A 22,577-nucleotide genomic window follows, 5' to 3' on the forward strand; every position below is an offset into this window, starting at 1 on the left:
ATGGCCGGTTGACGGTTGCAAGCAAGAAGGGGCCTACGGGCCCCTTTCTGCTTTTCCTGCGCTAGCGCTTGTAATTTCCCAAGCGTGCCCCCACATTAGGTCCAAGCATCATTTCCACCGGTTTCCGGCCATAAGGCCGCTGTAGAGGCGAAATCATGAAGACCACCCTCGACTTGCCTCTTTTGCCATTGCGCGATGTCGTTGTTTACCCGCACATGGTCATCCCGCTGTTCGTGGGGCGCGAAAAGTCCATCGAAGCCCTTGAGGCGGCGATGACGGGCGAAAAGCAGATCCTCCTGCTGGCCCAGAAAAACCCGGCCGACGATGATCCGGGCGAAGACGCCCTGTACCGCGTCGGTACCGTTGCCACCGTGCTGCAATTGTTGAAACTGCCCGATGGCACCGTCAAGGTGCTGGTCGAGGGCGAGCAGCGCGGCGCCGTGGAGCGTTTCAGCGAAGTAGAAGGGCACATCCGTGCCGAAGTTTCCCTGATCGACGAAGTCGACGCCGCCGAGCGCGAGTCAGAAGTGTTCGTGCGCACGCTGCTGTCGCAGTTCGAGCAGTACGTGCAGCTGGGCAAGAAAGTCCCTGCCGAAGTGCTGTCGTCGCTGAACAGCATCGAAGAGCCAGGGCGCCTGGTCGATACCATGGCCGCACACATGGCCTTGAAGATCGAGCAGAAACAGGAAATTCTCGAAATTGTCGACCTGCCGACCCGTGTCGAGCACGTACTGGCGCTGCTGGATGCCGAAATCGACCTGCTGCAGGTCGAAAAGCGCATTCGCGGTCGGGTCAAGAAGCAGATGGAGCGCAGCCAGCGCGAGTACTACCTGAATGAGCAGATGAAGGCCATTCAGAAAGAGCTCGGCGATGGCGACGAAGGCCACAACGAAGTCGAAGAGCTGAAAAAGCGCATCGAAGCCGCTGGCCTGCCCAAGGACGCACTGGCCAAGGCCCAGGCCGAGCTGAACAAGCTCAAACAGATGTCGCCGATGTCGGCCGAGGCCACCGTGGTCCGGTCCTACCTCGACTGGCTGGTGCAGGTGCCGTGGAAGGCCCAGAGCAAGGTGCGCCTGGACCTGGCCAAGGCCGAGGAAATCCTCGATGCCGACCACTACGGCCTGGAGGAGGTCAAGGAACGCATCCTCGAGTACCTTGCCGTGCAAAAGCGCGTCAAGAAGATCCGCGGCCCGGTACTGTGCCTGGTCGGCCCGCCCGGCGTCGGCAAGACCTCGCTGGCCGAGTCGATCGCCGCTGCGACCAACCGCAAGTTCGTGCGCATGGCCCTGGGTGGTGTGCGTGACGAGGCCGAGATCCGTGGTCACCGCCGTACCTACATCGGTTCCATGCCTGGCCGCCTGATCCAGAAGATGACCAAGGTAGGGGTGCGCAACCCGCTGTTCCTGCTGGACGAAATCGACAAGATGGGCAGCGACATGCGTGGCGACCCGGCCTCGGCACTGCTCGAAGTGCTCGACCCGGAGCAGAACCACAACTTCAACGACCACTACCTGGAGGTCGACTACGACCTCTCGGACGTGATGTTCCTGTGCACCTCGAACTCGATGAACATCCCGCCGGCGCTGCTCGACCGGATGGAAGTCATCCGCCTGCCGGGCTACACCGAGGACGAGAAGATCAACATCGCGGTCAAGTACCTGGTGCCCAAGCAGGTCAAGGCCAACGGCTTGAAGAAGGACGAGCTGGAAGTTGACGTCTCGGCGATCCGCGACATCATCCGCTTCTACACCCGCGAAGCCGGTGTGCGTGGCCTGGAGCGGCAAATCGCCAAGGTCTGCCGCAAGGTGGTCAAGGAACATACCGGGCAGAAGCAGGTCAAGGTCAAGGTGGCCAGCGAGCAGCTGGAACACCTGCTGGGCGTGCGCAAGTTCCGCTACGGCCTGGCCGAGCAGCAGGACCAGATAGGCCAGGTTACCGGCCTGGCCTGGACCCAGGTGGGCGGCGAACTGCTGACCATCGAAGCCGTGGTCATCCCCGGCAAGGGCCAGCTGATCAAGACCGGCTCGCTCGGCGACGTCATGGTCGAGTCGATCACCGCCGCGCAGACCGTGGTGCGCAGCCGTGCCCGCAGCCTGGGTATCGCCGCCGACTTCCACGAGAAGCACGACGTGCATATCCACATGCCGGAAGGCGCCACGCCGAAGGACGGCCCGAGTGCCGGTATCGGCATGTGCACCGCGCTGGTGTCGGCGCTGACGCAGATTCCGGTACGTGCCGATGTGGCCATGACCGGCGAAATCACCCTGCGTGGCCAGGTGCTGGCCATTGGCGGGTTGAAGGAAAAACTGCTGGCGGCACACCGTGGCGGGATCAAGACGGTGATCATTCCCGAGGAGAATGTTCGCGATCTGAAGGAGATTCCGGAAAATATCAAACAGGATCTGCAGATCAAACCGGTCAAATGGATTGACGAAGTCCTGCAAATTGCGCTGCAATACGCCCCGGAGCCCTTGCCAGATGTGGCTCCGGAGATTGTCGCGAAAGATGAAAAGCGCGACGGCGATGCTAAGGAAAGAATTAGCACGCACTAGTAGTTTTTGGCTGGGGGGCTTTCCTTGACAGTTTTTTCGGGGCCTTGCTATAAAGCGGCACGCTATTGTCATCAGGCCACCCAGCGCACGTTTCATAAGCTTTTCATTACATACTTAGAAACAAACTCAATAGAGAAATAAGGGGACTTAGAGTGAACAAGTCGGAACTGATTGACGCTATCGCCGCATCTGCTGACATCCCGAAAGCTGTAGCCGGCCGTGCGCTGGACGCAGTCATCGAATCCGTCACCGGCGCCCTGAAGCAAGGTGACGATGTGGTACTGGTTGGTTTCGGTACCTTCTCGGTCAAGGAGCGTGCAGAGCGCACCGGCCGCAACCCGCAAACCGGTAACGCGATCAAGATCGCTGCCGCCAAGGTTCCAGGCTTCAAGGCTGGCAAAGGCCTGAAAGACGCCGTCAACTAAGTCGTCTCTTTCAGCCGGACCCGGCCTGGCCAGGTCCGAGCACGGTGATGGCGGGGCGCAAACGTTCCCGCCTGACACGTTTGCTAAGAAAAGGCGCATCCTCGGATGCGCCTTTCTTTATATCAGGTTTCTACCCACGCTCCGCGGTTGTCGACGCAGTGGTACAGCCGTTTCTGGGGGACGCATGCTGCAAAATATCAGGGACAATTCACAAGGTTGGATTGCCAAGACCATCATCGGCCTTATCGTCGTGTTGATGGCGTTGACCGGCTTCGAAGCCATTTTCCAGGCCGCCACACATAGCCAGGACGCCGCCAAGGTGAACGGCCAGACCATCAGCCAGAACGAGCTGAGCCAGGCGGCCGACATGCAGCGCCGTCAGCTGATGCAACAGTTGGGCAAGGATTTCGACCCGGCGCTGCTGGACGACAAATTGCTGCGTGAAGAGGCACTGAAAGGCCTGATCAGCCGCAAGCTGCTGCTGCAAGGCGCCGAAGATGCCAAATTCGCCTTCTCCGAGGCCGCGCTGGATCAAGTGATCCTGCAGACGCCGGAATTCCAGGTGGACGGCAAGTTCAGTGCCGACCGTTTTGACCAGGTCATTCGCCAGATGGGCTATGGCCGCATGCAGTTCCGCGACATGCTCGCCGAGGAAATGCTCATCGGCCAGCTGCGCACCGGCCTGGCCGGCAGCAGCTTCGTCACCGACCAGCAGGTCGATGCCTTTGCCCGCCTCGAGAAGCAGACCCGTGACTTCGCTTCCCTGACCTTCAAGGCCGACCCGGCCGCGGTCAAGGTCAGCGATGAAGAGATCAAGGCGCACTACGACCAGCACGCCAAGGAGTTCATGTCGCCGGACCAGGTGGTGATCGACTACATCGAGCTGAAGAAGTCGGTGTTCTTCGACCAGGTCAAGGTGACCGACGAAGAGCTCAAGGCCCAGTACGAGAAGGAAATCGCCAACCTCGCCGAGCAGCGCCATGCCGCGCACATCCTCATCGAGGTCAACGACAAGGTCACCGACGCCCAGGCCAAGGCCCGCGCCGACGAGATCGAGCAGCGTCTGGCCAAGGGTGAAGACTTTGCCGCGCTGGCCAAGGAGTTCTCCCAGGACCCGGGTTCGGCCAACAGCGGCGGTGACCTTGGCTTCGCTGGCCCGGGCGTTTACGACCCGGCGTTCGAAGATGCACTGTACAAGTTGCAGGATGGCCAGGTCTCGGCGCCGGTGCGCACCGAGTTCGGCTACCACCTGATCAAGCTGCTGGGCGTACAGGCACCGGAAGTGCCGAGCTTCGCCAGCCTGAAGGACAAGCTGACCCGTGACCTGAAGATCCCGCTGGTCGAGCAGCGTTACGTAGATGCCAGCAAGCAGCTGCAGGATGCCGCCTACGAGGCTTCCGACCTAGCCCAGCCGGCCCAGGACCTGAACCTGAAGGTGCAAACCTCCGCAGCCTTCGGCCGCGAGGGTGGTGAAGGCATCACTGCCAACCGTTCGGTCGTGCAGGCCGCATTCTCCGAAGAAGTGCTGGAGGAGGGTGCCAACAGCACCGCCATCGAGCTCGACCCGGAAACCACCGTGGTACTGCGCGTCAAGGAGCACCGCAAGCCTGAGCAGCTGCCGCTGGAAGCCGTGGCCAAGAACATCAGCGAGCACCTGGCCAAGGAGAAGGCGACTGCCGAGCTCAAGGCCAAGGCTGACAAGCTGATTGCCGGCCTGCGTGACGGTTCCATCGCAGCGGGCAGTGTGCACGAAGGGCAGGGCTGGAAGGCCTATGAAGCAGTTACCCGCGGCGAGGACGGTATCGACCCGGCCGAGCTGCAGGCACTGTTCCGCCTGGGCAAGCCACAAGCCAAGGACAAGCCGGTTTATGGCAGCGTCGTGCTGCGTGACGGTAGCCTGGTGGTACTGCAGCTCAAGGGTGTCAACGAAGGCGCTACTGCCACCGACGAAGAGAAGCAGCAGATCCGCCGCTACCTCGCGTCGCGTGCTGGCCAGCAAGACTTCGCGGCGTACCGCAAGCAGCTGGAAGCCAAGGCGGACATCACCCGTTACTAAGGTGATGGATGCATGAACGAACAGGCCGCCCAGTGCGGCCTGTTTCGTTTCTGTTGTCTGTGCCGGCCTCTTCGCGGGTAAACCCGCTCCCACAGGTCCAACACAGGTTTCAAGTACTGTGGTGAACCTGTGGAGCGGGTTTACCCGCGAAGAGGCCGGCACCAGCAGCGCAGGGTCTAGCGTTTCACCCCTTCATGGATATCCAGCGTATCCCGCGCAATCTCCCGCCCCAGGGCAATCAGCTCCGGCGCCTTGTAGAACTCGAAAAACCGGCATACCCGTTTGGGCACGTTGATCAGTACATCCGGCGGATAGCCGGCGATCTTGTACTGCGCCAACGAGGTCTGCATGACCTCGAAGCTCTGGTTGATCAAGTCCAGCAGCGAAGCGGGCCCCACGTTGTCGATGATGAACGAGCCGGTCGCCGACTTCGGTGCGCCTTCGCGCTCCGGCGCCGCCGCCGGTTGCTGGCCTTCCGGGTTGGCGGCATCGGCCAGCCATGGGTTTGGCGGCGCAAGCCCTTCGGCGACGATTTCCTGCTCGATGCGGATCAGCTCCTCCGCCGGCTTGCGCCGGAACGGCAAGCGCGAGCCCAGCGAACTGAGCAGGGCATCGAACCGCATCTTGAACGCCGCCGGGCGTTCGATCACCGGTAACTGGTACTGCTTCTGGTTGGTGGCGTTGAGGTTGACCGCGATGATCAGGTCGCAGTGGCTGGACACCACCGGCACGATCGGCAGCGGGTTGAGGATGCCGCCGTCGACCAGCATGCGGTTGCCTTGCATCACCGGGGTGAACAGGCTGGGGATGGCCGCCGAGGCGCGCATGGCCTGGTGCAGGCAGCCCTCCTGGAACCAGATTTCCTGCTGGTTGGTGAGGTCGGCTGCAACCGCCGTGTAGGGGATGCGCAATTGCTCGATGTTGATCTCGCCGACGATCTTGCGGATTTGCCCGAACACCTTGTCGCCGCGAATTGCGCCAAGGCGAAAGCTGACATCGACCAGGCGCAACACATCCAGGTAGTCGAGGCTCTCGATCCAGTTGCGGTAGTCTTCCAGCTTGCCGGCGGCATAGATGCCGCCGATCACCGCGCCCATGGAGCAGCCGGCGATGCAGGCAATGTCGTAGCCACGGCGCTCGATTTCCTCGATCACCCCGATATGTGCATACCCCCGGGCTCCGCCGGATCCCAGTACCAGTGCCACGCGTTTGCTCATGAACATTCCCCGGCCAGTGCAACCATGGTCCTACAATGCACCCATCGCCACCTGTGCTTCAATGTGCATCGCGCTGAGCTACTGTAATAAAACTGGCTGGGCCAAGCGGGCTGGGCATGGCACTTTTCAGCTGCCGAGGCGTCAAAAAGCCAACGTTTTTTCTTTTGAGGTATTACCGATGAAAGCCTGGATCTGCCTTCCCTTGATCGCCTTGGCCCTTGCTGGCTGCGCGGGCAAGACGGCCTACCGCGAGAGTTGCGCGACCCAACTGGATGCCGCCTGGAAGGAACTGGACCTGGCCAAGGCCGAAGGCTTTGCCGGTGCCGTGAGCTACTCCAAGGCCTTGTCGTTGCTGACCGGGGCCAAGACCCAGCAGCAGTTCGAAGGTTATGAAAGCTGTACCAGAAAAGCCGAAAAGGCCCGTTTCTATATTCGTGAGTCTCGCGCCGGGCGCTGACCAAGGAGCGTCTTTCGATGTCTGCCATGCTCGATCATGTGGTTGCCCAGATAGTGGCCTTGCAGGTGCGCCTGCTGGCCTGCCGCGAGCGCCTGGCTGCCGATACCGACAGTGAGGCCTTGCATGACCTGCGCACCACCCTGCGGCGCCTGCGCAGCCTGCTACGGCCGCTGCGTGGGCTGCCGGGGGTGGAGCAACTGGAGGACGCCGCCAAGTCGTTGGGTACACTGACCACGCCGTTGCGTGACCGTGAGGTGCTGGCGGCCGAGCTGATCGGGCGTGGTTTAGCAGAGGCCGGGCAGCGGCGCCTGGAAGGGCGTGGCAGGACCTTCGCCAGTGTTGCCGCCAGCCCGCAGCTGACCCGGGTGCTGGCGATTGTCGACGCGTTTCCGCTGTTCCTGCGTGCAGCCGGCCGCGAGGGCCTGGTCAAGGCGTTGGAAAAGCGTATCGACAAACGCCTGGTCAAACAGTGGCGCAAATTGCACAAAGCGCTGCAGGACCCGGCCCACGATCGCCATCGCCTGCGTTTGCTGATCAAGCGTGCGCGCTACGGTGACGAGGCATACCCGCAGCTCGACCATGCGGGCAAGCCGTTGCGGCGCTTGCTGAAGCAGGCCCAGGGCGACCTGGGTGACTGGCATGATCGCCTGCAATGGCTGCTGCAGGCGCGCGACCATGCCGACCTGGCACCGTGCAAGGTCGCCTGGGAGCAGGAGTTGCACGAGGCCGAGCGGCATTCGGATGTGACGCTGGATGCACTGCAGCAGGCGCTGGCGCGGCGAAAGCCCGAAAAATGACCGATATGCGGGCTGATCGACAGGGGGTTGCTGGCTAGGATGGACAGACCTTTTTCGCTGCAGGCAGGAGCCGGCCAATGAATTTCAACCAACTGCTCGACGCCGTGCGGGCCAACCCCGAAGCGGTGAGCGTCCCGCCAAGCTGGGCCCAGGGTCGCGCCGCCTTTGGTGGGCTGATGGCGGCCATGGTGTATGAAGCCATGCGCCAGAAAATCTCCGATGACCGCCCCGTGCGTTCGCTGGCCATCAGCTTTGTGGCGCCGGCCGCGGCGGATGTGCCAATCCGCTTCGACGTGGAGGTGCTGCGTGAAGGCAAGGCAGTCAGCACCTTGCTGGGCCGTGCCGTTCAAGACGGCCAGGTGGTGACCCTGGTGCAGGGCAATTTCGGTGCGGGGCGGCCATCGGTGGTCGATGTGCCGGCGTTGCCGGCAACGGAAATGAAAGCGCTCGAAGACGCAGCCCCCGAGTTGCCCCATATCAAAGGCGTTACCCCGGAGTTCATGCAGCATGTGGCCTTGCGCTGGGCGGTGGGTGGGTTGCCGTTCAGTGGCAATCAGTCGCGCCAGATGGGCGGCTGGGTACGTTTGCGCGGGGTGGCCGAAGAACCGGTCAACGAGGCGCACCTGCTGGCGTTGGTCGATGCCTGGCCACCGAGCCTGATGCCGTTTCTCAAGCAGCCGGCCGCCGGCAGTACGTTGACCTGGACCATCGAATTCATGCAGCCCACGGCGCAGCTGTCGACCCTGGACTGGTGCCGTTATTGCGTGGAAACCGAGCATGCGCGGGATGGTTACGGGCATGCCGCCGCCGCGTTGAGGACGGCGCAGGGTGAGTTGCTGGCCTTGAGCCGGCAGACGGTTACCGTGTTTGCCTGACCGAACCCGGGAGCGCGTTGCGCTCCAATGGCGACACAAGGCCGCTCTCATGGAACAACACATAAATCATTGATTTAGCAGGGCCCCTGTGGGAGCGGGCGTGCCCGCGAAACGGCCAACGCGGTGTATGGCACCGGCTCCGCCGGTGTTCGCGGGCATGCCCGCTCCCACAAGGGATTGTGGCTCCCTCTCGAACATTGTTCCCTGTGCGACAGCGCAGCCCAAAGCGCTGGGCAATCTCCCACAGGGATCGCGTAAATTTCAGGACATGCGCGGTTCTTGTGGGAGCGGCCTTGCGTCGCGATTGGGCTGCAGAGCAGCCCCAATGGCATCAGCGCCGATGCTTGTGTCGTTCCCGCCAAGCCTTCCACCAGGCCCCACTCAGCAAGAAGCGCGGAAAGGTGATGAACTGCTCGGTCAGCAGGCGTTGCACGGCATCCTTGCGGTTGGCGAAGGGCTCGGGTTGCTCGGCTTCCAGGCGATGGCCCTGGCGCTGCAGGCCCAGGCCGGCGATCAAGGCAATGATGCCAACGGCAATCTGGCCCAGATCCAGGCCGAACAGGCCGGACAGAATCAGCAACGCGCCAAGGATGAACAACGGCACGGCGATCAGGTGCAGCACCAGGTTGGTCGGGTGGCGGTGGTTGTGGTGGTAGCCGCGCCATTGCCAGGCGGGCAGGTTGGGCAGGCGTTTGCTCATGGGCATTTCCTCTCGGTCATGCCCAAAGCTTAGTGCGCCCCCCCAGGCGAGGGCCAATCGAGGCTGGCTATGGTGACTATAGCTTGAGCTGGCCAATGGCCTTGTTCAGTTCACCGGCCAGGGTTGCCAGTTCGCTGCTGGTGGTCGCCGAGCCCACGGTCTGTTGCACGGTCTGTTCGGTGACATCGCGAATACTCACCACGGCGCGGTTCATTTCCTCGGCCACCTGGCTTTGCTGCTCGGCTGCCACGGCAATCTGGGTGTTGCTTTCGCGCATCTGCGCCACGGCACCGGTAATCTCGGCCAGTGCTTCGCCGGCCTCCTGGGCCTGCCTGACGCAGTCGTCGGCCTTGTACGAGCTTTCCTGCATGAAATCCACTGCATCGCGGGTGCCCGACTGCAGGGCCGAGACCATGGTGGTGATCTCGTCGGTGGAGTTTTGCACGCGCTTGGCCAGGTTGCGCACTTCATCGGCCACCACGGCAAAGCCGCGGCCCAGGTCGCCGGCGCGCGCTGCTTCGATGGCGGCATTGAGCGCCAGCAGGTTGGTCTGCTCGGCGATGCTGTGGATCACACTGACCACGCCATTGATCTTCTGGCTGTCTTCGGCCAGCTGGCGAATCATCTCGGCAGTTTGCTGAACGCCGCTGGACAGCCCGGAAATCGAGTCCTGCACCCGGCTGACCACCTCCTGGCCGCTACCGGCCAGGGTGTCGGCGGTTTGTGACAGGTCACGGGTGGCGCCGGCGTGCTGGGCGATGTGGTGCACCGTCGCCGACATTTCGTTGATGGCGGTAGCGGCCTGGTCGGTCTCGCTCTGTTGGCCGAGCATGCCGTGGCGCACGTCGCTCATGCTCGCAGCCAGGCGCGCGGCACCGGAGTCCAGTTGCGCTGCGGTGTGGGCGACGGTACTGACCACGCGGTGGTAGGTCGCCTGCATGGCATTGAAGGCCCCGGCCATCTGGCCGACCTCGTCGCCACAGGCCAGCGGCACGCGGGCCGACAGGTCGCCGGTTTTTTCCACGTGCAGCATCACATCCTTGAGCGTGTTGAGCTGGCTGAGCAGGAAGCGGATCAGCAGCTGCGAGGCGCCGAGCATGGCCAGCATCAGGATCAACACGCATACCGCGTAGTTGCTGAAGCGGTCGAGGAACACCTGGCGCAGGCTGGGCGACTGGGCCAGCACGGCCATTTGCTGATCGCCGTTGCGCAGCACCTGCGCGCCCTGTAGCGGGTTGTTGCCCAAGAGCCGGGCGGCGGGCAGTTCGACCCAGCCTTGGGCATTGCGCAGGGCCTCGAGGGGTTCACCGGCGAAGGTGGGCGTTTGCCCGGCTGACCAGCTGATGACGTTGGCCGGGCGGGGCAGCTGCTGGCCGGCCGGCCAGGCAGCCAGCAATTGGGCCTGCGCGGCCGCCTGGGCCTGCGCGGCCTCGGCGCGGGCGCGTTGCTCCAGATGCACGGCATAGAGCACCAACAGCAAGGTCGTGACAAAGGCCACCGCGTTGACGGCCCAGAACTTGTACTTCAGGGAAACATTGCTAAGCCAGGCACCCATGGGCAGGTCTTCTCTGAGTTGAGCGGGAACAATATTGGCAAGGTGCCATCATTGTGCCTGCGCAAGCCAGGGCCTTTCTTGATGTGCATCAAGAAAATTCTGCCGCAAGTTCTGACGCGCTTTTGAGCGGCGTTGTGTCGCGATAGGGGTGCGAAGCGCCCCCAGGTTTTCAGCTTCGCCGCATAGATTGCCGGGGCCGCGTTGCGGCCCTTTCGCGACACAAGGCCGCTCCTACAGGAGAACGCGACGGGTTCAGGGGAGTCGGAAAAACGCCCGCGCCGTTGCCGTGGTATGCGCCGCCGTATGTTCGGTCGACTCGCCCCGGTGCAAGGCCACTTCACGCAACACCTCCGGCAGGAACGCTGGTTCGTTGCGCCCGTTCTTCGGCTTGGGCCGCAGGCTGCGCGGCAGCAGGTAAGGCGCATCGCTCTCCAGCATCAGCCGCCCCTCGGCAATGTTGCCCACCAGCGGATGCAGGTGGGTGCCACGGCGTTCGTCGCAGATCCAGCCGGTAATGCCGATGTGCAGGTCCATGTCCAGGTAGGCGAACAGCGCGTCGCGCTCGCCGGTAAAGCAGTGCACCACTGCGCCGGTCAGGTGGTCGCGGTAATCCTTGAGGATCGCCAGCAGGCGTTCGCTGGCGTCGCGTTCGTGCAGGAACACCGGCAGACGCAGCTCGGCAGCCAGTGCCAACTGTGCCTCCAGGGCTTTTTCCTGCAGCGGGCGAGGGGAGAAGTCGCGGTTGAAGTCCAGGCCGCATTCGCCCACGGCGCGCACGCGTGTTTCATTCAGCAACTGGCGCAACTGGCGCTCGCTGCCGGCATCCCAGGTTTTGGCATCATGAGGGTGTACGCCTGCCGTGGCGAACAGGTGCGCGCCGCTCGCATCCAGTTGCTGGCACAGCTCCAGCGCCTGTTCGCTGACCGCCAGGCTGGTGCCCGTCAGCACCATCTGCGTGACCCCGGCCTCAAGGGCGCGCTCGACGATTGCCGCCTGCTGGTCGTGGAAACTGCTGTTGGTCAGGTTGACGCCGATATCGATCAGTTGCATGGTGCTATCTCGTGCCGCGGGGCGGCCAGCATAGCAAAAACCGTGTTTTTCTGAAAAAACCAAGAACTTCATGCTGTTGCCGTGGTCTTTTGCCGTCATTTCTCTCTTGGCGGTGCAACCCCATGGATGCCGCCCACCGACCACGGACACGTTTTCGCATGCAGCGATGCTGGCTCATTTTCCTGCTGACGCTTGGGCTGACCTTGACCGGGCCTGCCCACGCGCGCGTGCCGGGACCGCAGCAGAACATCGCGCCGGCCAAGGTCCGTGACCTGCAGCAGATTCGCACCAGCCAGGTGCTGCGGGTGCTGGTCAACCAGAGCCGCAACAGCTCCGGTGAGGTCAAGGGCGAGCCGGTCGGCATCGAGTACTATCGCTTGCGTGCCCTGGAGCATTACCTCAATGCCCGCGCCGCCGACGGCCAGGAGATCCAGCTCAAGCTGATCCCGCGGGCCAAGGAGCAATTGCTCGGCGCTTTGGCCCGTGGCGAGGGTGACCTGGCCGCGCCGGGTGAACTGCTCGACCCCGCCGTAGTGCGCGGGGTCAGCAGCAGCGCGCCGGTGCTCGAGCAGGTGCCGCTGCTGCTGGTGGGGCGCAAGGGCGAACGCAGCTTCAGCCATGTCGAGCAGTTGTCCGGGCGTACCGTGGCCCTGACCAGCGCCAGTGCCGCCGGCCCGTTGATCCAGCAGGTCAACCAGCAGCTGGCGCTGCGCAAGCGCGCGCCGATCAAGGTGGAGTGGGTCGACTCGACCCTGGCGGTGGAGGATGTGCTGGAAATGGTCCAGGCCGGCATCTATCACCTGACCGTGGTCGAGCAGCCGATCGCCCGGCGCTGGGCCCGGGTGATGCCGCGCCTGCGCCTGGACAGTCGCGTAAAACTGGGGGCGCCGCAAGCCATGCGTTGGTATGTGAGGCCCGATGCGCCGCAGTTGCAGGCCACGGTCGATCGCTTTCTGCAGGGCTACCGCGCGCCGGACAACCAGGACGCCGCGTTCGAGCGCATCTACCGCCGCCAGTACCGGGTGCACGACCCGTTGGCCAGCAAGAATCGCCAGCGTCTGACCGCGCTGCGGCCGGTGCTGCAGAAACACGGTGAGGCGCAGCAGATCGACTGGCTCAACCTGGCCGCGCTGGCCTTCAAGGAGTCGACGCTCAACCCGGCAGCGCGCGGCACCGGTGGGGCCCATGGCCTGATGCAGATCACTCCTTCGGCGGCGCAGCGCGTGGGGGTGAGCAACACCGCCACGGTGGATGGTAATGTCCAGGCCAGCGCCCGTTACCTGGCGCTGATCCGGCGCAAGTTCTTTGCCAGCGCCAAGATCAACGAGCGCGAGCGCATGGCCTTCGTGCTGGCGGCCTACAACCTGGGCCCCGAGCGCGTCCAGGCCATGCGCGCCGAAGCGCGGCGGCGCGGGCTGAATGGCGACCAGTGGTTCTTCCAGACCGAACGTATCGCCATGGAGCAGGTGGGCATGGGGCCAGTCAACTTCGTCAATAGCGTCAACAAGTACTTTGTAGCGTTCAACCGGGAGCGTGCCGCGCTGGAGCGTGTGGCTAAACGCTGATAAATCGATTTTGTCGATTGTTATGTTGGGTTTTTTGCGATTTTCATATCTATCGAATCGATTATGATGGCGCCCATCCCAACACAACTTCCCCGCTTCAAGGAGTCTTCGACATGAATAACGCTACCCTCAACGCTCTGTTCTCCACCCGCGCCGGCGCAGGCCTGAGCGTCATCCGTATCCTGGTCGGCATCATCTTCATTGCGCATGGCGCGCAAAAACTGTTCGGCATGTTCGGTGGCTATGGTCTGGAAGGCACCGGCCAGTGGATGGAGAGCATCGGCCTGGCCCCGGGTTACCTGATGGCCCTGTTGTCTGGTAGTGCCGAGTTCTTCGGCGGCCTGGCCCTGGTGATCGGCCTGCTGGCCCGCCCGGCGGCCCTGGTGCTGGCGGTAACCCTGGTGGTGGCGATCCTCTCGGTGCATATCGGCAACGGTCTGTTCATGTCCAACAACGGCTATGAGTTCGGCCTGGCCCTGCTGGCTGGCACCGTCGCGGTACTGATCGAAGGCGCTGGCCGCTTCTCGCTGGACCGCCTGATCGCCCGCTGATCCACCGCAAATGCCAAGATACAAGCCTCAGGCCGATCACTTTCGGCTTGAGGCTTGTATCTTGCCGCTTGTAGCTCTAGCATACCGTCTGCGCCGATTTAAACAGCTACTTGCGGGGCGCAGGAAAGCCCCTCTCCGGGTCATCCGAAATACCGCTAAAGCGCTGGTTCGGTGACGCCTCCCACCGCTGCCCAGCGGGATTCGCGAGGCGGAGAGAAGCTCCATGAGTTGCCCACGTACCAGTGTCTGTTTGAGTCCCTTGCCTGCCAGCCAGGCGTCCCGCACACCGCGCATCCTGCTCGGCGGCCAGCATCAACCCACTCTTTTACGTCACCTTGAAGGCCTGTCCCGGCGCAAGGGCCAGGCGCGTGCATTTCTGATCCAGTTCGCCGATACCGGCTGCCACCTCGCACAGTATGGCAATGACCGTTTCGACCTGGCCGTGATCCAGGCCCCGGCACCGGACGAGGCCGCCGAAATCATCGGCCACCTCACCCGTATCGCGCGCCAAGGCCTGATTACCCGCCGCTGAGGAGCGCGCTGTTGAGTACCAACATCATCACCACGGAAGGCCATGAGGCGCTGAAGAAAGAACTGGACCACCTGTGGCGGGTATACCGCCCGGAGATTACCCAGAAGGTTACCTGGGCGGCATCGCTGGGCGACCGCAGCGAGAATGCCGACTACCAGTACAACAAGAAGCTGCTGCGCGAGATCGACCGCCGGGTGCGTTACCTGCGCAAGCGTCTTGAAGATGTGAAGGTGGTGGCCTACTCGCCGCAGCAGGAGGGCAAGGTGTTTTTCGGTGCCTGGGTGGAGATCGAGAACGACGAGGGCGAGACCATGAAGTTTCGCATTGTCGGGTATGACGAGATCTATGGGCGCAATGACTACATCTCGATCGACTCGCCCATGGCTCGCGCCTTGCTGAAGAAGGAGGAGGGTGATGAGGTGGTGGTGCACACACCTACCGGTGAAGCGACCTGGTATGTCAACAGCATCAGCTACGGGCAGTGATCTGATGTTGCCTGTGCCGGCCTCTTCGCGGGCTGTCATCAACTCTCGCGTAAAACCGCCAACGGGCTGGCATTCAACGCCCGTCGCGTCCCCAGCACCCCCGCACCACCTACCAGCAGCGCCCCTGCCAGCGGCAACAGCAGCAACCACACATGCGGGCTCCATTGCAGGTCGAAGGCATAGCGGTACAGCATCAGGGTAATCAGCTCGCACCCGACCGCCGCCAGCAAGCCGCTGGCCGCACCCAGCAAGCCGAACTCGATCCGCCGCGCCTTGACCAGTAATGGCCGCGCCGCGCCCAGCGCACGCAGCAAGGCGCCCTGGCGGATGCGCTCGTCCAGCGTCGCCTGCAAGCCAGCGAACAGCACCGCCAACCCGGCTGCCAGCACGAACAGCAACACATACTCCACCGCCAGGGTCACCTGGGCGAGGATGCTGCGCAGCTGATCGAGCAAGGCGTCCACCTGCAGGATGGTCACTGCCGGAAATGCCCGTGACAGCGCCACCACATCCAGGTCATGGCCCGGTGCCAGATAGAAGCTGGTCAGGTAGGTGGTCGGCAGCCCCTGCAACGTGCCGGGCTGGAAGATCATGTAGAAGTTCGGCTGGAAGCTGTCCCAGTGCACGCTGCGCAGGCTGCTGACCCGGGCCTGGCGCTGCTGGCCGCCGATGTCGAAGGTCAGCAGGTCGCCCAGTTGCAGCTTCAGGCTGCTGGCCAGTTCCGCCTCCACCGACACACCGGGGATTTCATCTTCGGCGGGCAACGCCTGCCACCAGTTGCCGCCCGTCAGTGTATTGCCTTCGGGCAGTTCGGCTGCCCAGGTCAGGCTGAGGTCGCGCTGCACGGCGCGCTCGCCTGCCGAGTCCTTGCTGACCACCTGCTGCACCGGTTGCTCGTTGATGCGCACCAGGCGGCCGGGTGTCACCGGGTACAGCGGTGCCGAGGTGGCATTGACCTGCTGCAGGTGTTGGGCGAAGGGCTCACGGTCATCCGGCAGGATATTCAGGGCGAAATGGTTGGGTGCATCCTTGGGCAGCTGCGTTTGCCAGGTGTCGAGCAGTTCCGCGCGCAGCAGCGCGACCAGGGCCATGGCCAGCAGGATCAGGCCGAAGGCCAGGGCCTGGCCGGCAGCGGCCATGGGGTGGCGCAGCAGTTGGCCCAGCCCCAGGCGCCAGGTCAGTGGTGCCCCGGCCAGCAATTGGCGCAGGCTGCGCAAACCGAGCAGCAGCAGGCCACCGAGCAGCAGCGCGGCGACCAGGCCGCCACCGAGCAGGGCAAAGGTGAGCAGCAGGTCGAGGCTCAGGCGCCACATGATCAGGCCCAGTGCGAACAGGGCCGCGCCGTACACCAGCCAGCTGCTGGGCGGTATCGGCAGCAGGTCGCGGCGTAGCACGCGCAGCGGCGGCACCTGGCCCAGCGCGGCAATTGGCGGCAGGGCGAAGCCGGCCAGGGCCACCAGCCCGGTGGCGATGCCAGCCAGGGCCGGGACGATGCCGCCTGCAGGCACCACGCTTGGCAGCAGGCCATGCAGCAGGCGGAACAGGCCCAGCTGGGCCAGCCAGCCGAGCAGGGCGCCGGCCAGCGCGGCGACCAGGCCGAGCATGGCCAATTGCAGACAGTACAGGCCCAGTGCCTGGCGGCGCGAAAGGCCCAGGCAGCGCAGCAGGGCGCTGGCGTCCAGGCGGCGTGCGGCATAGCGGCTGGCCGACAGGGCCACGGCGACGCCTGCCAGCAGCACCGCCACCAGGCTGGCCATGTTCAGGTAGCGCTCGGCCTTGCCCAGGGCGCCGCCGACCTGCTGGTTGCCATCGCGGGTGTCGCGCAGGCGCTGGTTGGCGGCCAGGTCCTTTTTCAGTGCCCCGCGGTACTGGGCCAACGCTTCGGCATCGCCGCGCCACAGGTCGCGGTAGGTGACCCGGCTGCCCGGTTGGATCACGCCGGTCGCCTGCAGGTCGGCCAGGTTCATCATTACCCGTGGGGTAAGGCTGTAGAAGTTGTTGGCGCGGTCCGGTTCGTAGGTCAGTACGCGGCTCATGCGCAGCGTCTTCATGCCCACGTCGATGCTGTCGCCAACCTTCAGCCCCAGTGCCGCCAAAAGGCGTGGCTCGACCCATGCTTCGCCAGGTGCCGGGCCGCCGCCCGGAGTTTCTGCGGCATAGGGCTCCGCGGCACTGCGAACTTGCCCGCGCAACGGGTAGGCACCATCAGTAGCCTTGACGCTGGACAGCTGGATACCGTTGTCGCCGCCGACCACGCTGGTGAACTCGACCACCTGGGCGTGGCGCAAGCCAAGCGCCTTGCCGGCTTCTATCTGCTGGTCGCGGGCCGGGGCACTGCCCTGCAGCACCAGGTCTGCACCGAGGAACTCGCTGGCGCGCAGTTGCATGGCGCCGTTGAGGCGGGCACCGAAATAACCGATGGCAGTGCTGGCCGCGACCGCCACCAGCAGGGCGAAGAACAGCACGCGCACTTCGCTGGCGCGAATGTCGCGCAGCAACTGGCGCAGGGCCAGGCCGCACAGGCGGGACAGCGGCATGTGGTTCATCAGGCCTCCACCGGGGCCACCAGGCGGCCCGCATCCAGGCGGATCTGGCGGCGGCAGCGCCGGGCCAGGCGTTCGTCATGGGTAACCAGCACCAGGGTGGTGCCGCGTTCCTTGTTCAGTTCGAACAGCAGGTCGCTGATGCGCTCGCCGGTGTGGCTGTCGAGGTTGCCGGTGGGTTCGTCGGCGAACAGCACTGCCGGTTGCGCGGCGAAGGCACGGGCAATGGCCACCCGTTGCTGTTCGCCGCCCGAAAGCTGGCGCGGGGTGTGGCTCAGGCGCTTGCCCAGGCCGACCCGTTCGAGCAGAGTGCGCGCGTGTTCGCGGGCATCGCGGCGGCCGTCCAGCTCCAGCGGCAGCATGACGTTTTCCAGGGCGTTGAGGCTGTCGAGCAGCTGGAACGACTGGAACACGAAGCCCACATGTTCGGCGCGCACCCGCGCGCGCTGGTCTTCATCCAGCGGCCCCAGGTCGTGGCCAGCGAGGATGACCTTGCCGGCGCTGGGCTGGTCGAGGCCGGCGAGCAGGCCGAGCAGGGTCGACTTGCCCGAGCCCGAGGCGCCGACGATGGCCAGGCTGTCGCCCTGGGCCAGGTCGAGGGACAGCGCGTGCAGGATGGTCAGGTCACCTTCCGCGCTGGGGACCACTTTGCTAAGGTTCTGCGCAACGAGAATGCTGGGGCCCATGGAGAATCCGATGCGAGTGTGGTGGTTGAGTGCCGGTCTGGCCCTGTATTGCCTGGCCCAGAGCGCGGCGGCGGGAACACTGCTGGTTGTCGGCGATAGTATCAGCGCCGGTTTTGGCCTGGATACCCGCCAGGGCTGGGTCTCCCTGTTGCAGACCCGCCTGCGGGACGAAGGTTTCGACGACAAAGTGGTCAATGCATCGATCAGCGGCGACACCAGTGCAGGTGGCCAGGCGCGGCTGCCGGCGCTGCTTGCAGCGCACAAGCCGAGCCTGGTGGTGCTGGAGCTGGGCGGCAACGATGGCCTGCGCGGGCAGTCGCCAGCGCAATTGCAACAAAATCTTGCCTCGATGATCGAAAGTTCGCGCAAGGCCGGTGCCAAGGTGGTGCTGCTGGGCATGCGCCTGCCACCCAATTATGGCGTGCGCTACACCACCGCGTTCGCCCAGGTGTATGAACAGCTGGCGGCAGAAAAACAGGTGCCGCTGGTGCCGTTTTTCCTCGAGGGGGTAGGGGGCGTGCCTGAGTTGATGCAGGCGGATGGCATTCACCCGGCCCAGGCTGCCCAGCAGCGCCTGCTGGAAAATGCCTGGCCGGCGATAAAACCCTTGCTGTGACGCTTTAAACGGCGCCGGCTTTCGGCTAATGTTGCGCCCCCCGTTTCGAGTGCCACCGATGCCGCGCCCTGCCTGGTCCCTGTATGCCTACCAACTGATCGAGCCTGATGAGCAGCTCGACCTGTTCGCCTGCCAGGAAATCCGCGTTCACCTCGTGGCCCGCCAGCTCGAGCTGGGCGTACCGGCCGACCGCACTCTGTGCGGTGGCCTGCTGCCGGCGCAACCGCGCTGGTCGGGGGTGGCGCGCTCGATCTACCGCGACGGCCGCCTGTGCGACCTGTGCCGCGCCATCCTCGATGCCCAGCGGCGCGGCATGCGCCCGGTGTGGCCGGAGCTGCAGGGCGCCTGAACACCGCACCTTTCATCATCTGGAACGCTTGCATGGCGCCAATGCCTCCCGCTTGCATCGGCGCAGGTGTACAATCGATTCTCTTGACCCACCTTTCGAAGGATTTACCGGATGTTGCCGCGCTTTCCTGCCGTCACCCGTAGCCTGTCCCTGGCCGCCCTGCTGGTAGCAGGCCCCGCTGCTGCGCTGGAGCTGCCACTGCCACCACCCGGTGAAGACATCATCGGCCAGGTGCATGTGATCAAGGCAAAGTACGAGGACACGTTCGCCGATATCGGCACTGCCAACGACCTCGGCTACCTGGAAATGATCGCCGCCAACCCGGGCGTGGACCCATGGCTGCCAGGTGCCGGCACCGAGATCATCCTGCCGACCCGCTACATCCTGCCGCCGGGCCCGCGCGAGGGCATCGTCATCAACCTGGCCGAATACCGCATGTACTACTTCCCGAAAGGGCAGAACGTGGTGCATACCTTCCCGCTGGGCATTGGCCGTGAAGGCTGGGGCTCGCCGATCGCCAATACCAAGATCACCGCCAAGACGCCGAACCCGACCTGGACCCCGCCAGCGTCGATCCGTGCCGAACACGCGGCTGACGGCGACATCCTGCCGAGCGTGGTGCCGGCCGGCCCGGACAACCCGCTGGGGCCGTTCAAGTTCACCCTCGGCGTGCCGGGCTACCTGATCCATGGTTCGAACAAGAAGTTCGGCATTGGCATGCGTACCAGCCACGGTTGCTTCCGCATGCTCAACAACAACGTGCTGGAACTGTCGAAGATGGTGCCGGTGGGTACGCCGGTGCGCATCATCAACGAGCCCTACAAGTTTGGTATCAGTGGCGGCAAGGTTTACCTGGAGGCGCACACGCCGCTGGACGACCAGGGTAATCCGTCGGTGGTCGATAAACACACTGCTGTTATCAACGCCTTGCTCAAGCGTGAAGACCTGGCCAATAACCTACGCATGAACTGGGACATGGTCCGTGACGTGGTGGCCGCGGAAGATGGCATGCCGGTGGAAATTGCCGTGCCGACCGAAAACCAGGGTGGCGCACCGATGGTTTCGAGCATTCCGCCCGAACTGCAGTAAGGTAATTGCGACACACCCGGGCCTGCCTTAGTGCAGGCCTTTTCGTTTCTGCCTGGCGCGTTTGCCTTGTGCGCAGGCAATAAAAAAGCCGACCCACAAGTGGGTCGGCTCCATAACAATCCGTGAGGATTATTACTTGCGGCTGGCTTTGTCCAGCATACGCAGAGCGCGCTCGTTGGCTTCGTCAGCGGTCTGCTGAGCCTTCTGAGCGGCTGCCAGTGCGTCGTCAGCCTTACGGTAGGCTTCGTCGGCACGAGCTTGAGCGCGAGCTGCTGCGTCTTCAGTCGCAGTCAGACGAGCTTCGGTTTCTTTGGATACGCTGCTGCAACCGGTAGCCAGAACTGCGGCCAGAGCCAGAGCAGAGAATTTCAGAACGTTGTTCATCGTGTTCCCCTTCAAGGACTTTCTATTAAATAGCCATCTCTCGGAAAAGAGAAACTGGCCGGCGTACATAGTACCCATTACTTGTAGTAAGTAAACTGACTAAGCGCAAGAACTGCAAAAAAAATGTTGCTTGACGCCTTTCCGACAAGATTTGCGACACGCCTGTGAAAAAAACGTACAGGGTTCGCAAGCGACTGTAGTACAGGAACTTTTTTGTTGAACTAAGGGTGACTTTAACTGTCCTTCGGCGTCTTAAGCCCTAGTACATCCGGTGGCTGCCTGGCGCGTTGCCAAGAATGGCATCTGGCTGCATTTTCGCCATTTTTAACCGCCACCACCTTGAGCAATCCCGCCTGCGGCGCCTACTATCTTGTGAGTGCCAGAGGATCCGAACGATTGCAATCGTCCAGTGGTCGAAGGGGGCAACAGGTGGCGTAGAGGATTCTGTGCCGGATAAACCACCATCGGTTAAGGTATGGGTCTGCCGAGAAGACCTGCGAGGAGTAGTGATGAGCGAAGCGCTGACCATCCACCATGACCAGGCCGGTCATCAGTTCGAGACCAACGTGGACGGTCATCGTGCCTATCTGACGTACATGGACCTGGGCAAGCAGACGCTGGACATCTATCGCACCTTCGTACCCAACGCCCTGCGTGGCCGCGGGATTGCTGCCGCCCTGACCGAACGGGCCCTGGAGTACGCTGAACAGATGGGCTACACGGTGATTCCGTCCTGCTCGTACGTGGAGCGCTACATGGAGCGCCAGCAGCGGCATTCGAGCAAGGTCTGATTCTGTAAAAAAAAGCGGGGCCGCTTCGCAGCCCATCGCGACACAAGGCCGCTCCTACAGGAAATCGCATAACCCTGTAGGAGCGGCCTTGTGTCGCGATGGGGCGCGAAGCGGCCCCGCTCTTTATCGCATCAGCCGCGCTTGCGCTGCGGCAGCACATCCTTCAGCTTGGTACGCATGCTGCGCAGGGTCTTCTCGGTAGCCGACCAGTCGATGCAGGCATCGGTGATCGACACGCCGTATTGCAGCTCGTCCAGGTTCTTCGGAATCGACTGGCAGCCCCAGTTCAGGTGGCTCTCGACCATCAGGCCGATGATCGACTGGTTGCCTTCGAGGATCTGGTTGGCGACGTTCTCCATCACCAGCGGTTGCAGGGCCGGGTCCTTGTTGGAGTTGGCGTGGCTGCAATCGACCATGATGTTGGCCTTGATCTTGGCCTTGGCCAGGTCCTGCTCGCAGAGGGCGACGCTGACCGAGTCATAGTTCGGCTTGCCGTTGCCGCCGCGCAGTACCACGTGGCCGTACGGGTTGCCCTTGGTGGTGACGATCGACACGCCGCCTTCCTGGTTGATGCCGAGGAAGCGGTGCGGCTTGGACACCGACTGCAGGGCGTTGATGGCAACGGTCAGGCCGCCGTCGGTGCCGTTCTTGAAGCCGACTGCCGAGGACAGGCCCGAAGCCATCTCGCGGTGGGTCTGCGATTCGGTGGTGCGGGCGCCGATGGCCGACCAGCTGATCAGGTCCTGCAGGTACTGCGGGGAAATCGGGTCGAGCGCTTCGGTGGCGGTCGGCAGGCCCATTTCGGCCAGGTCCAGCAGCAGCTTGCGGCCGATGTGCAGGCCATCCTGGATCTTGAACGAGTCATCCAGGTACGGGTCGTTGATCAGGCCTTTCCAGCCGACGGTGGTGCGCGGTTTTTCGAAATACACGCGCATGACCAGGTACAGCGTGTCGGACACTTCCTCGGCCAGCACTTTCAGGCGCTCGGCGTACTCGTGGGCGGCCTTGATGTCGTGGATCGAGCAAGGGCCGACCACGACGAACAGGCGATGGTCCTTGCCGTCGAGAATATTGCGCACCACTTCACGGCCGGCAGTCACGGTCTGCAGGGCCTTGGCGCTGAGGGGGATTTCCTTCTTGAGCTGATCGGGGGTGATCAGGGTCTCGTTGGAGGCAACGTTCAAGTCATCGATCGGTAAATCAGCCATCGTGTTACTCGTCAGGTCACGGGTGCCGGCCGCCAACTATCCCCGTGCGGCCCAGCAGCAAGAATAATCGCAGCGGGGAGCCGAACCTTAGCGC

General features: G+C 63.5%; 22 protein-coding genes. 14 read left to right on the forward strand and 8 right to left on the reverse strand.

From position 1 onward, the window contains the following. Nucleotides 1–155: 155 nt before the first annotated feature. The 3 genes from lon (at nt 156) to ABIB24_RS11870 (ending at nt 5,033) form a co-directional block, all read left to right on the forward strand. The gene (lon, locus tag ABIB24_RS11860; RefSeq protein WP_015269697.1) at nt 156–2,552 is read left to right on the forward strand and encodes an endopeptidase La; all 2,397 of its coding nucleotides are present in this window, start codon (nt 156–158) and stop codon (nt 2,550–2,552) included. Nucleotides 2,553–2,704: 152 nt separating this feature from the next. Next, complete coding sequence (locus tag ABIB24_RS11865) at nt 2,705–2,977, forward strand: HU family DNA-binding protein (RefSeq protein ID WP_003259401.1); 273 nt, start codon at nt 2,705–2,707, stop codon at nt 2,975–2,977. Between the two features lie 184 nt (nt 2,978–3,161). After that, the gene (locus tag ABIB24_RS11870) at nt 3,162–5,033 is read left to right on the forward strand and encodes a SurA N-terminal domain-containing protein (RefSeq protein WP_025338420.1); all 1,872 of its coding nucleotides are present in this window, start codon (nt 3,162–3,164) and stop codon (nt 5,031–5,033) included. A 176-nt stretch (nt 5,034–5,209) separates the two neighbouring features. Here the strand turns inward: ABIB24_RS11870 and ABIB24_RS11875 are convergent, their stop codons facing one another. Next, the gene (locus ABIB24_RS11875; RefSeq protein WP_024086621.1) at nt 5,210–6,250 is read right to left on the reverse strand and encodes a patatin-like phospholipase family protein; all 1,041 of its coding nucleotides are present in this window, start codon (nt 6,248–6,250) and stop codon (nt 5,210–5,212) included. A gap of 178 nt (nt 6,251–6,428) precedes the next feature. On the opposite strand from ABIB24_RS11875, the gene ABIB24_RS11880 reads away from it, so the two are divergent. The 3 genes from ABIB24_RS11880 (at nt 6,429) to ABIB24_RS11890 (ending at nt 8,379) form a co-directional block, all read left to right on the forward strand. Then, entirely contained in the window at nt 6,429–6,707 is a 279-nt protein-coding gene (locus tag ABIB24_RS11880) for a hypothetical protein (RefSeq protein ID WP_003259403.1), read from the forward strand. Nucleotides 6,708–6,724: 17 nt separating this feature from the next. Next, complete coding sequence (locus tag ABIB24_RS11885) at nt 6,725–7,504, forward strand: CHAD domain-containing protein (RefSeq protein ID WP_274078731.1); 780 nt, start codon at nt 6,725–6,727, stop codon at nt 7,502–7,504. Nucleotides 7,505–7,581: 77 nt separating this feature from the next. Continuing rightward, on the forward strand, nt 7,582–8,379 hold the full coding sequence (locus ABIB24_RS11890; RefSeq protein WP_085592892.1) for an acyl-CoA thioesterase: 798 nt from the start codon (nt 7,582–7,584) through the stop codon (nt 8,377–8,379). A gap of 331 nt (nt 8,380–8,710) precedes the next feature. Here the strand turns inward: ABIB24_RS11890 and ABIB24_RS11895 are convergent, their stop codons facing one another. The 3 genes from ABIB24_RS11895 to ABIB24_RS11905 form a co-directional block, all read right to left on the reverse strand. After that, the gene (locus tag ABIB24_RS11895) at nt 8,711–9,079 is read right to left on the reverse strand and encodes an Mpo1-like protein (protein ID WP_038409214.1); all 369 of its coding nucleotides are present in this window, start codon (nt 9,077–9,079) and stop codon (nt 8,711–8,713) included. Between the two features lie 76 nt (nt 9,080–9,155). Further along, entirely contained in the window at nt 9,156–10,634 is a 1,479-nt protein-coding gene (locus tag ABIB24_RS11900) for a methyl-accepting chemotaxis protein (RefSeq protein ID WP_137163462.1), read from the reverse strand. A 252-nt stretch (nt 10,635–10,886) separates the two neighbouring features. Further along, nucleotides 10,887–11,684: a TatD family hydrolase gene (locus ABIB24_RS11905; protein ID WP_137163463.1), complete on the reverse strand. Its 798-nt coding sequence runs from the start codon at nt 11,682–11,684 to the stop codon at nt 10,887–10,889. Between the two features lie 158 nt (nt 11,685–11,842). Between ABIB24_RS11905 and ABIB24_RS11910 the strand changes: the two genes are divergently transcribed. The 4 genes from ABIB24_RS11910 to greB all read left to right on the forward strand — a co-directional run bounded on the left by ABIB24_RS11910 (nt 11,843) and on the right by greB (nt 14,817). Beyond that, nucleotides 11,843–13,249, forward strand: a complete 1,407-nt coding sequence (locus ABIB24_RS11910; protein ID WP_137163464.1) for an MltF family protein — start codon at nt 11,843–11,845, stop codon at nt 13,247–13,249. A gap of 113 nt (nt 13,250–13,362) precedes the next feature. After that, nucleotides 13,363–13,800: a DoxX family protein gene (locus ABIB24_RS11915; protein ID WP_015269705.1), complete on the forward strand. Its 438-nt coding sequence runs from the start codon at nt 13,363–13,365 to the stop codon at nt 13,798–13,800. 223 nt (nt 13,801–14,023) lie between these two features. Continuing rightward, nucleotides 14,024–14,332 carry a hypothetical protein gene (locus tag ABIB24_RS11920; protein ID WP_025338428.1) on the forward strand — a complete coding sequence of 103 codons (309 nt, stop codon included), beginning with the start codon at nt 14,024–14,026 and terminating at the stop codon, nt 14,330–14,332. 11 nt (nt 14,333–14,343) lie between these two features. Further along, nucleotides 14,344–14,817, forward strand: a complete 474-nt coding sequence (gene greB / locus ABIB24_RS11925) for a transcription elongation factor GreB (protein ID WP_013971895.1) — start codon at nt 14,344–14,346, stop codon at nt 14,815–14,817. A gap of 38 nt (nt 14,818–14,855) precedes the next feature. On the opposite strand, the gene ABIB24_RS11930 is transcribed toward greB, so the two are convergent. Further along, entirely contained in the window at nt 14,856–17,363 is a 2,508-nt protein-coding gene (locus ABIB24_RS11930; RefSeq protein WP_354316479.1) for an ABC transporter permease, read from the reverse strand. After that, nucleotides 17,363–18,046 (reverse strand): ABC transporter ATP-binding protein, encoded by a 684-nt coding sequence (locus ABIB24_RS11935; RefSeq protein WP_016714756.1) that lies wholly within the window; start codon nt 18,044–18,046, stop codon nt 17,363–17,365. Before ABIB24_RS11935 ends, ABIB24_RS11930 begins: the two co-directional genes overlap by 1 nt. A 10-nt stretch (nt 18,047–18,056) precedes the next feature. Between ABIB24_RS11935 and ABIB24_RS11940 the strand changes: the two genes are divergently transcribed. From ABIB24_RS11940 to ABIB24_RS11950, 3 genes are all read left to right on the forward strand, one after another. After that, complete coding sequence (locus ABIB24_RS11940; RefSeq protein WP_025338430.1) at nt 18,057–18,662, forward strand: arylesterase; 606 nt, start codon at nt 18,057–18,059, stop codon at nt 18,660–18,662. A gap of 58 nt (nt 18,663–18,720) precedes the next feature. After that, on the forward strand, nt 18,721–19,011 hold the full coding sequence (locus tag ABIB24_RS11945; protein WP_025338431.1) for a hypothetical protein: 291 nt from the start codon (nt 18,721–18,723) through the stop codon (nt 19,009–19,011). A 111-nt stretch (nt 19,012–19,122) separates the two neighbouring features. After that, the gene (locus ABIB24_RS11950; RefSeq protein ID WP_003259779.1) at nt 19,123–20,100 is read left to right on the forward strand and encodes a L,D-transpeptidase family protein; all 978 of its coding nucleotides are present in this window, start codon (nt 19,123–19,125) and stop codon (nt 20,098–20,100) included. Nucleotides 20,101–20,232: 132 nt separating this feature from the next. On the opposite strand, the gene oprI is transcribed toward ABIB24_RS11950, so the two are convergent. After that, entirely contained in the window at nt 20,233–20,484 is a 252-nt protein-coding gene (oprI, locus tag ABIB24_RS11955; protein ID WP_003259780.1) for an outer membrane lipoprotei OprI, read from the reverse strand. Nucleotides 20,485–20,993: 509 nt separating this feature from the next. On the opposite strand from oprI, the gene ABIB24_RS11960 reads away from it, so the two are divergent. Further along, the gene (locus tag ABIB24_RS11960) at nt 20,994–21,275 is read left to right on the forward strand and encodes a GNAT family N-acetyltransferase (protein WP_025338432.1); all 282 of its coding nucleotides are present in this window, start codon (nt 20,994–20,996) and stop codon (nt 21,273–21,275) included. 131 nt (nt 21,276–21,406) lie between these two features. Here ABIB24_RS11960 and ABIB24_RS11965 read toward each other — a convergent pair whose 3' ends face one another. Beyond that, on the reverse strand, nt 21,407–22,483 hold the full coding sequence (locus ABIB24_RS11965; protein WP_025338433.1) for a 3-deoxy-7-phosphoheptulonate synthase: 1,077 nt from the start codon (nt 22,481–22,483) through the stop codon (nt 21,407–21,409). Nucleotides 22,484–22,577: the final 94 nt, after the last annotated feature.

It is taken from the genome of Pseudomonas sp. UYEF17 (assembly GCF_040546125.1).
GTDB lineage: Bacteria > Pseudomonadota > Gammaproteobacteria > Pseudomonadales > Pseudomonadaceae > Aquipseudomonas > Aquipseudomonas putida_Z.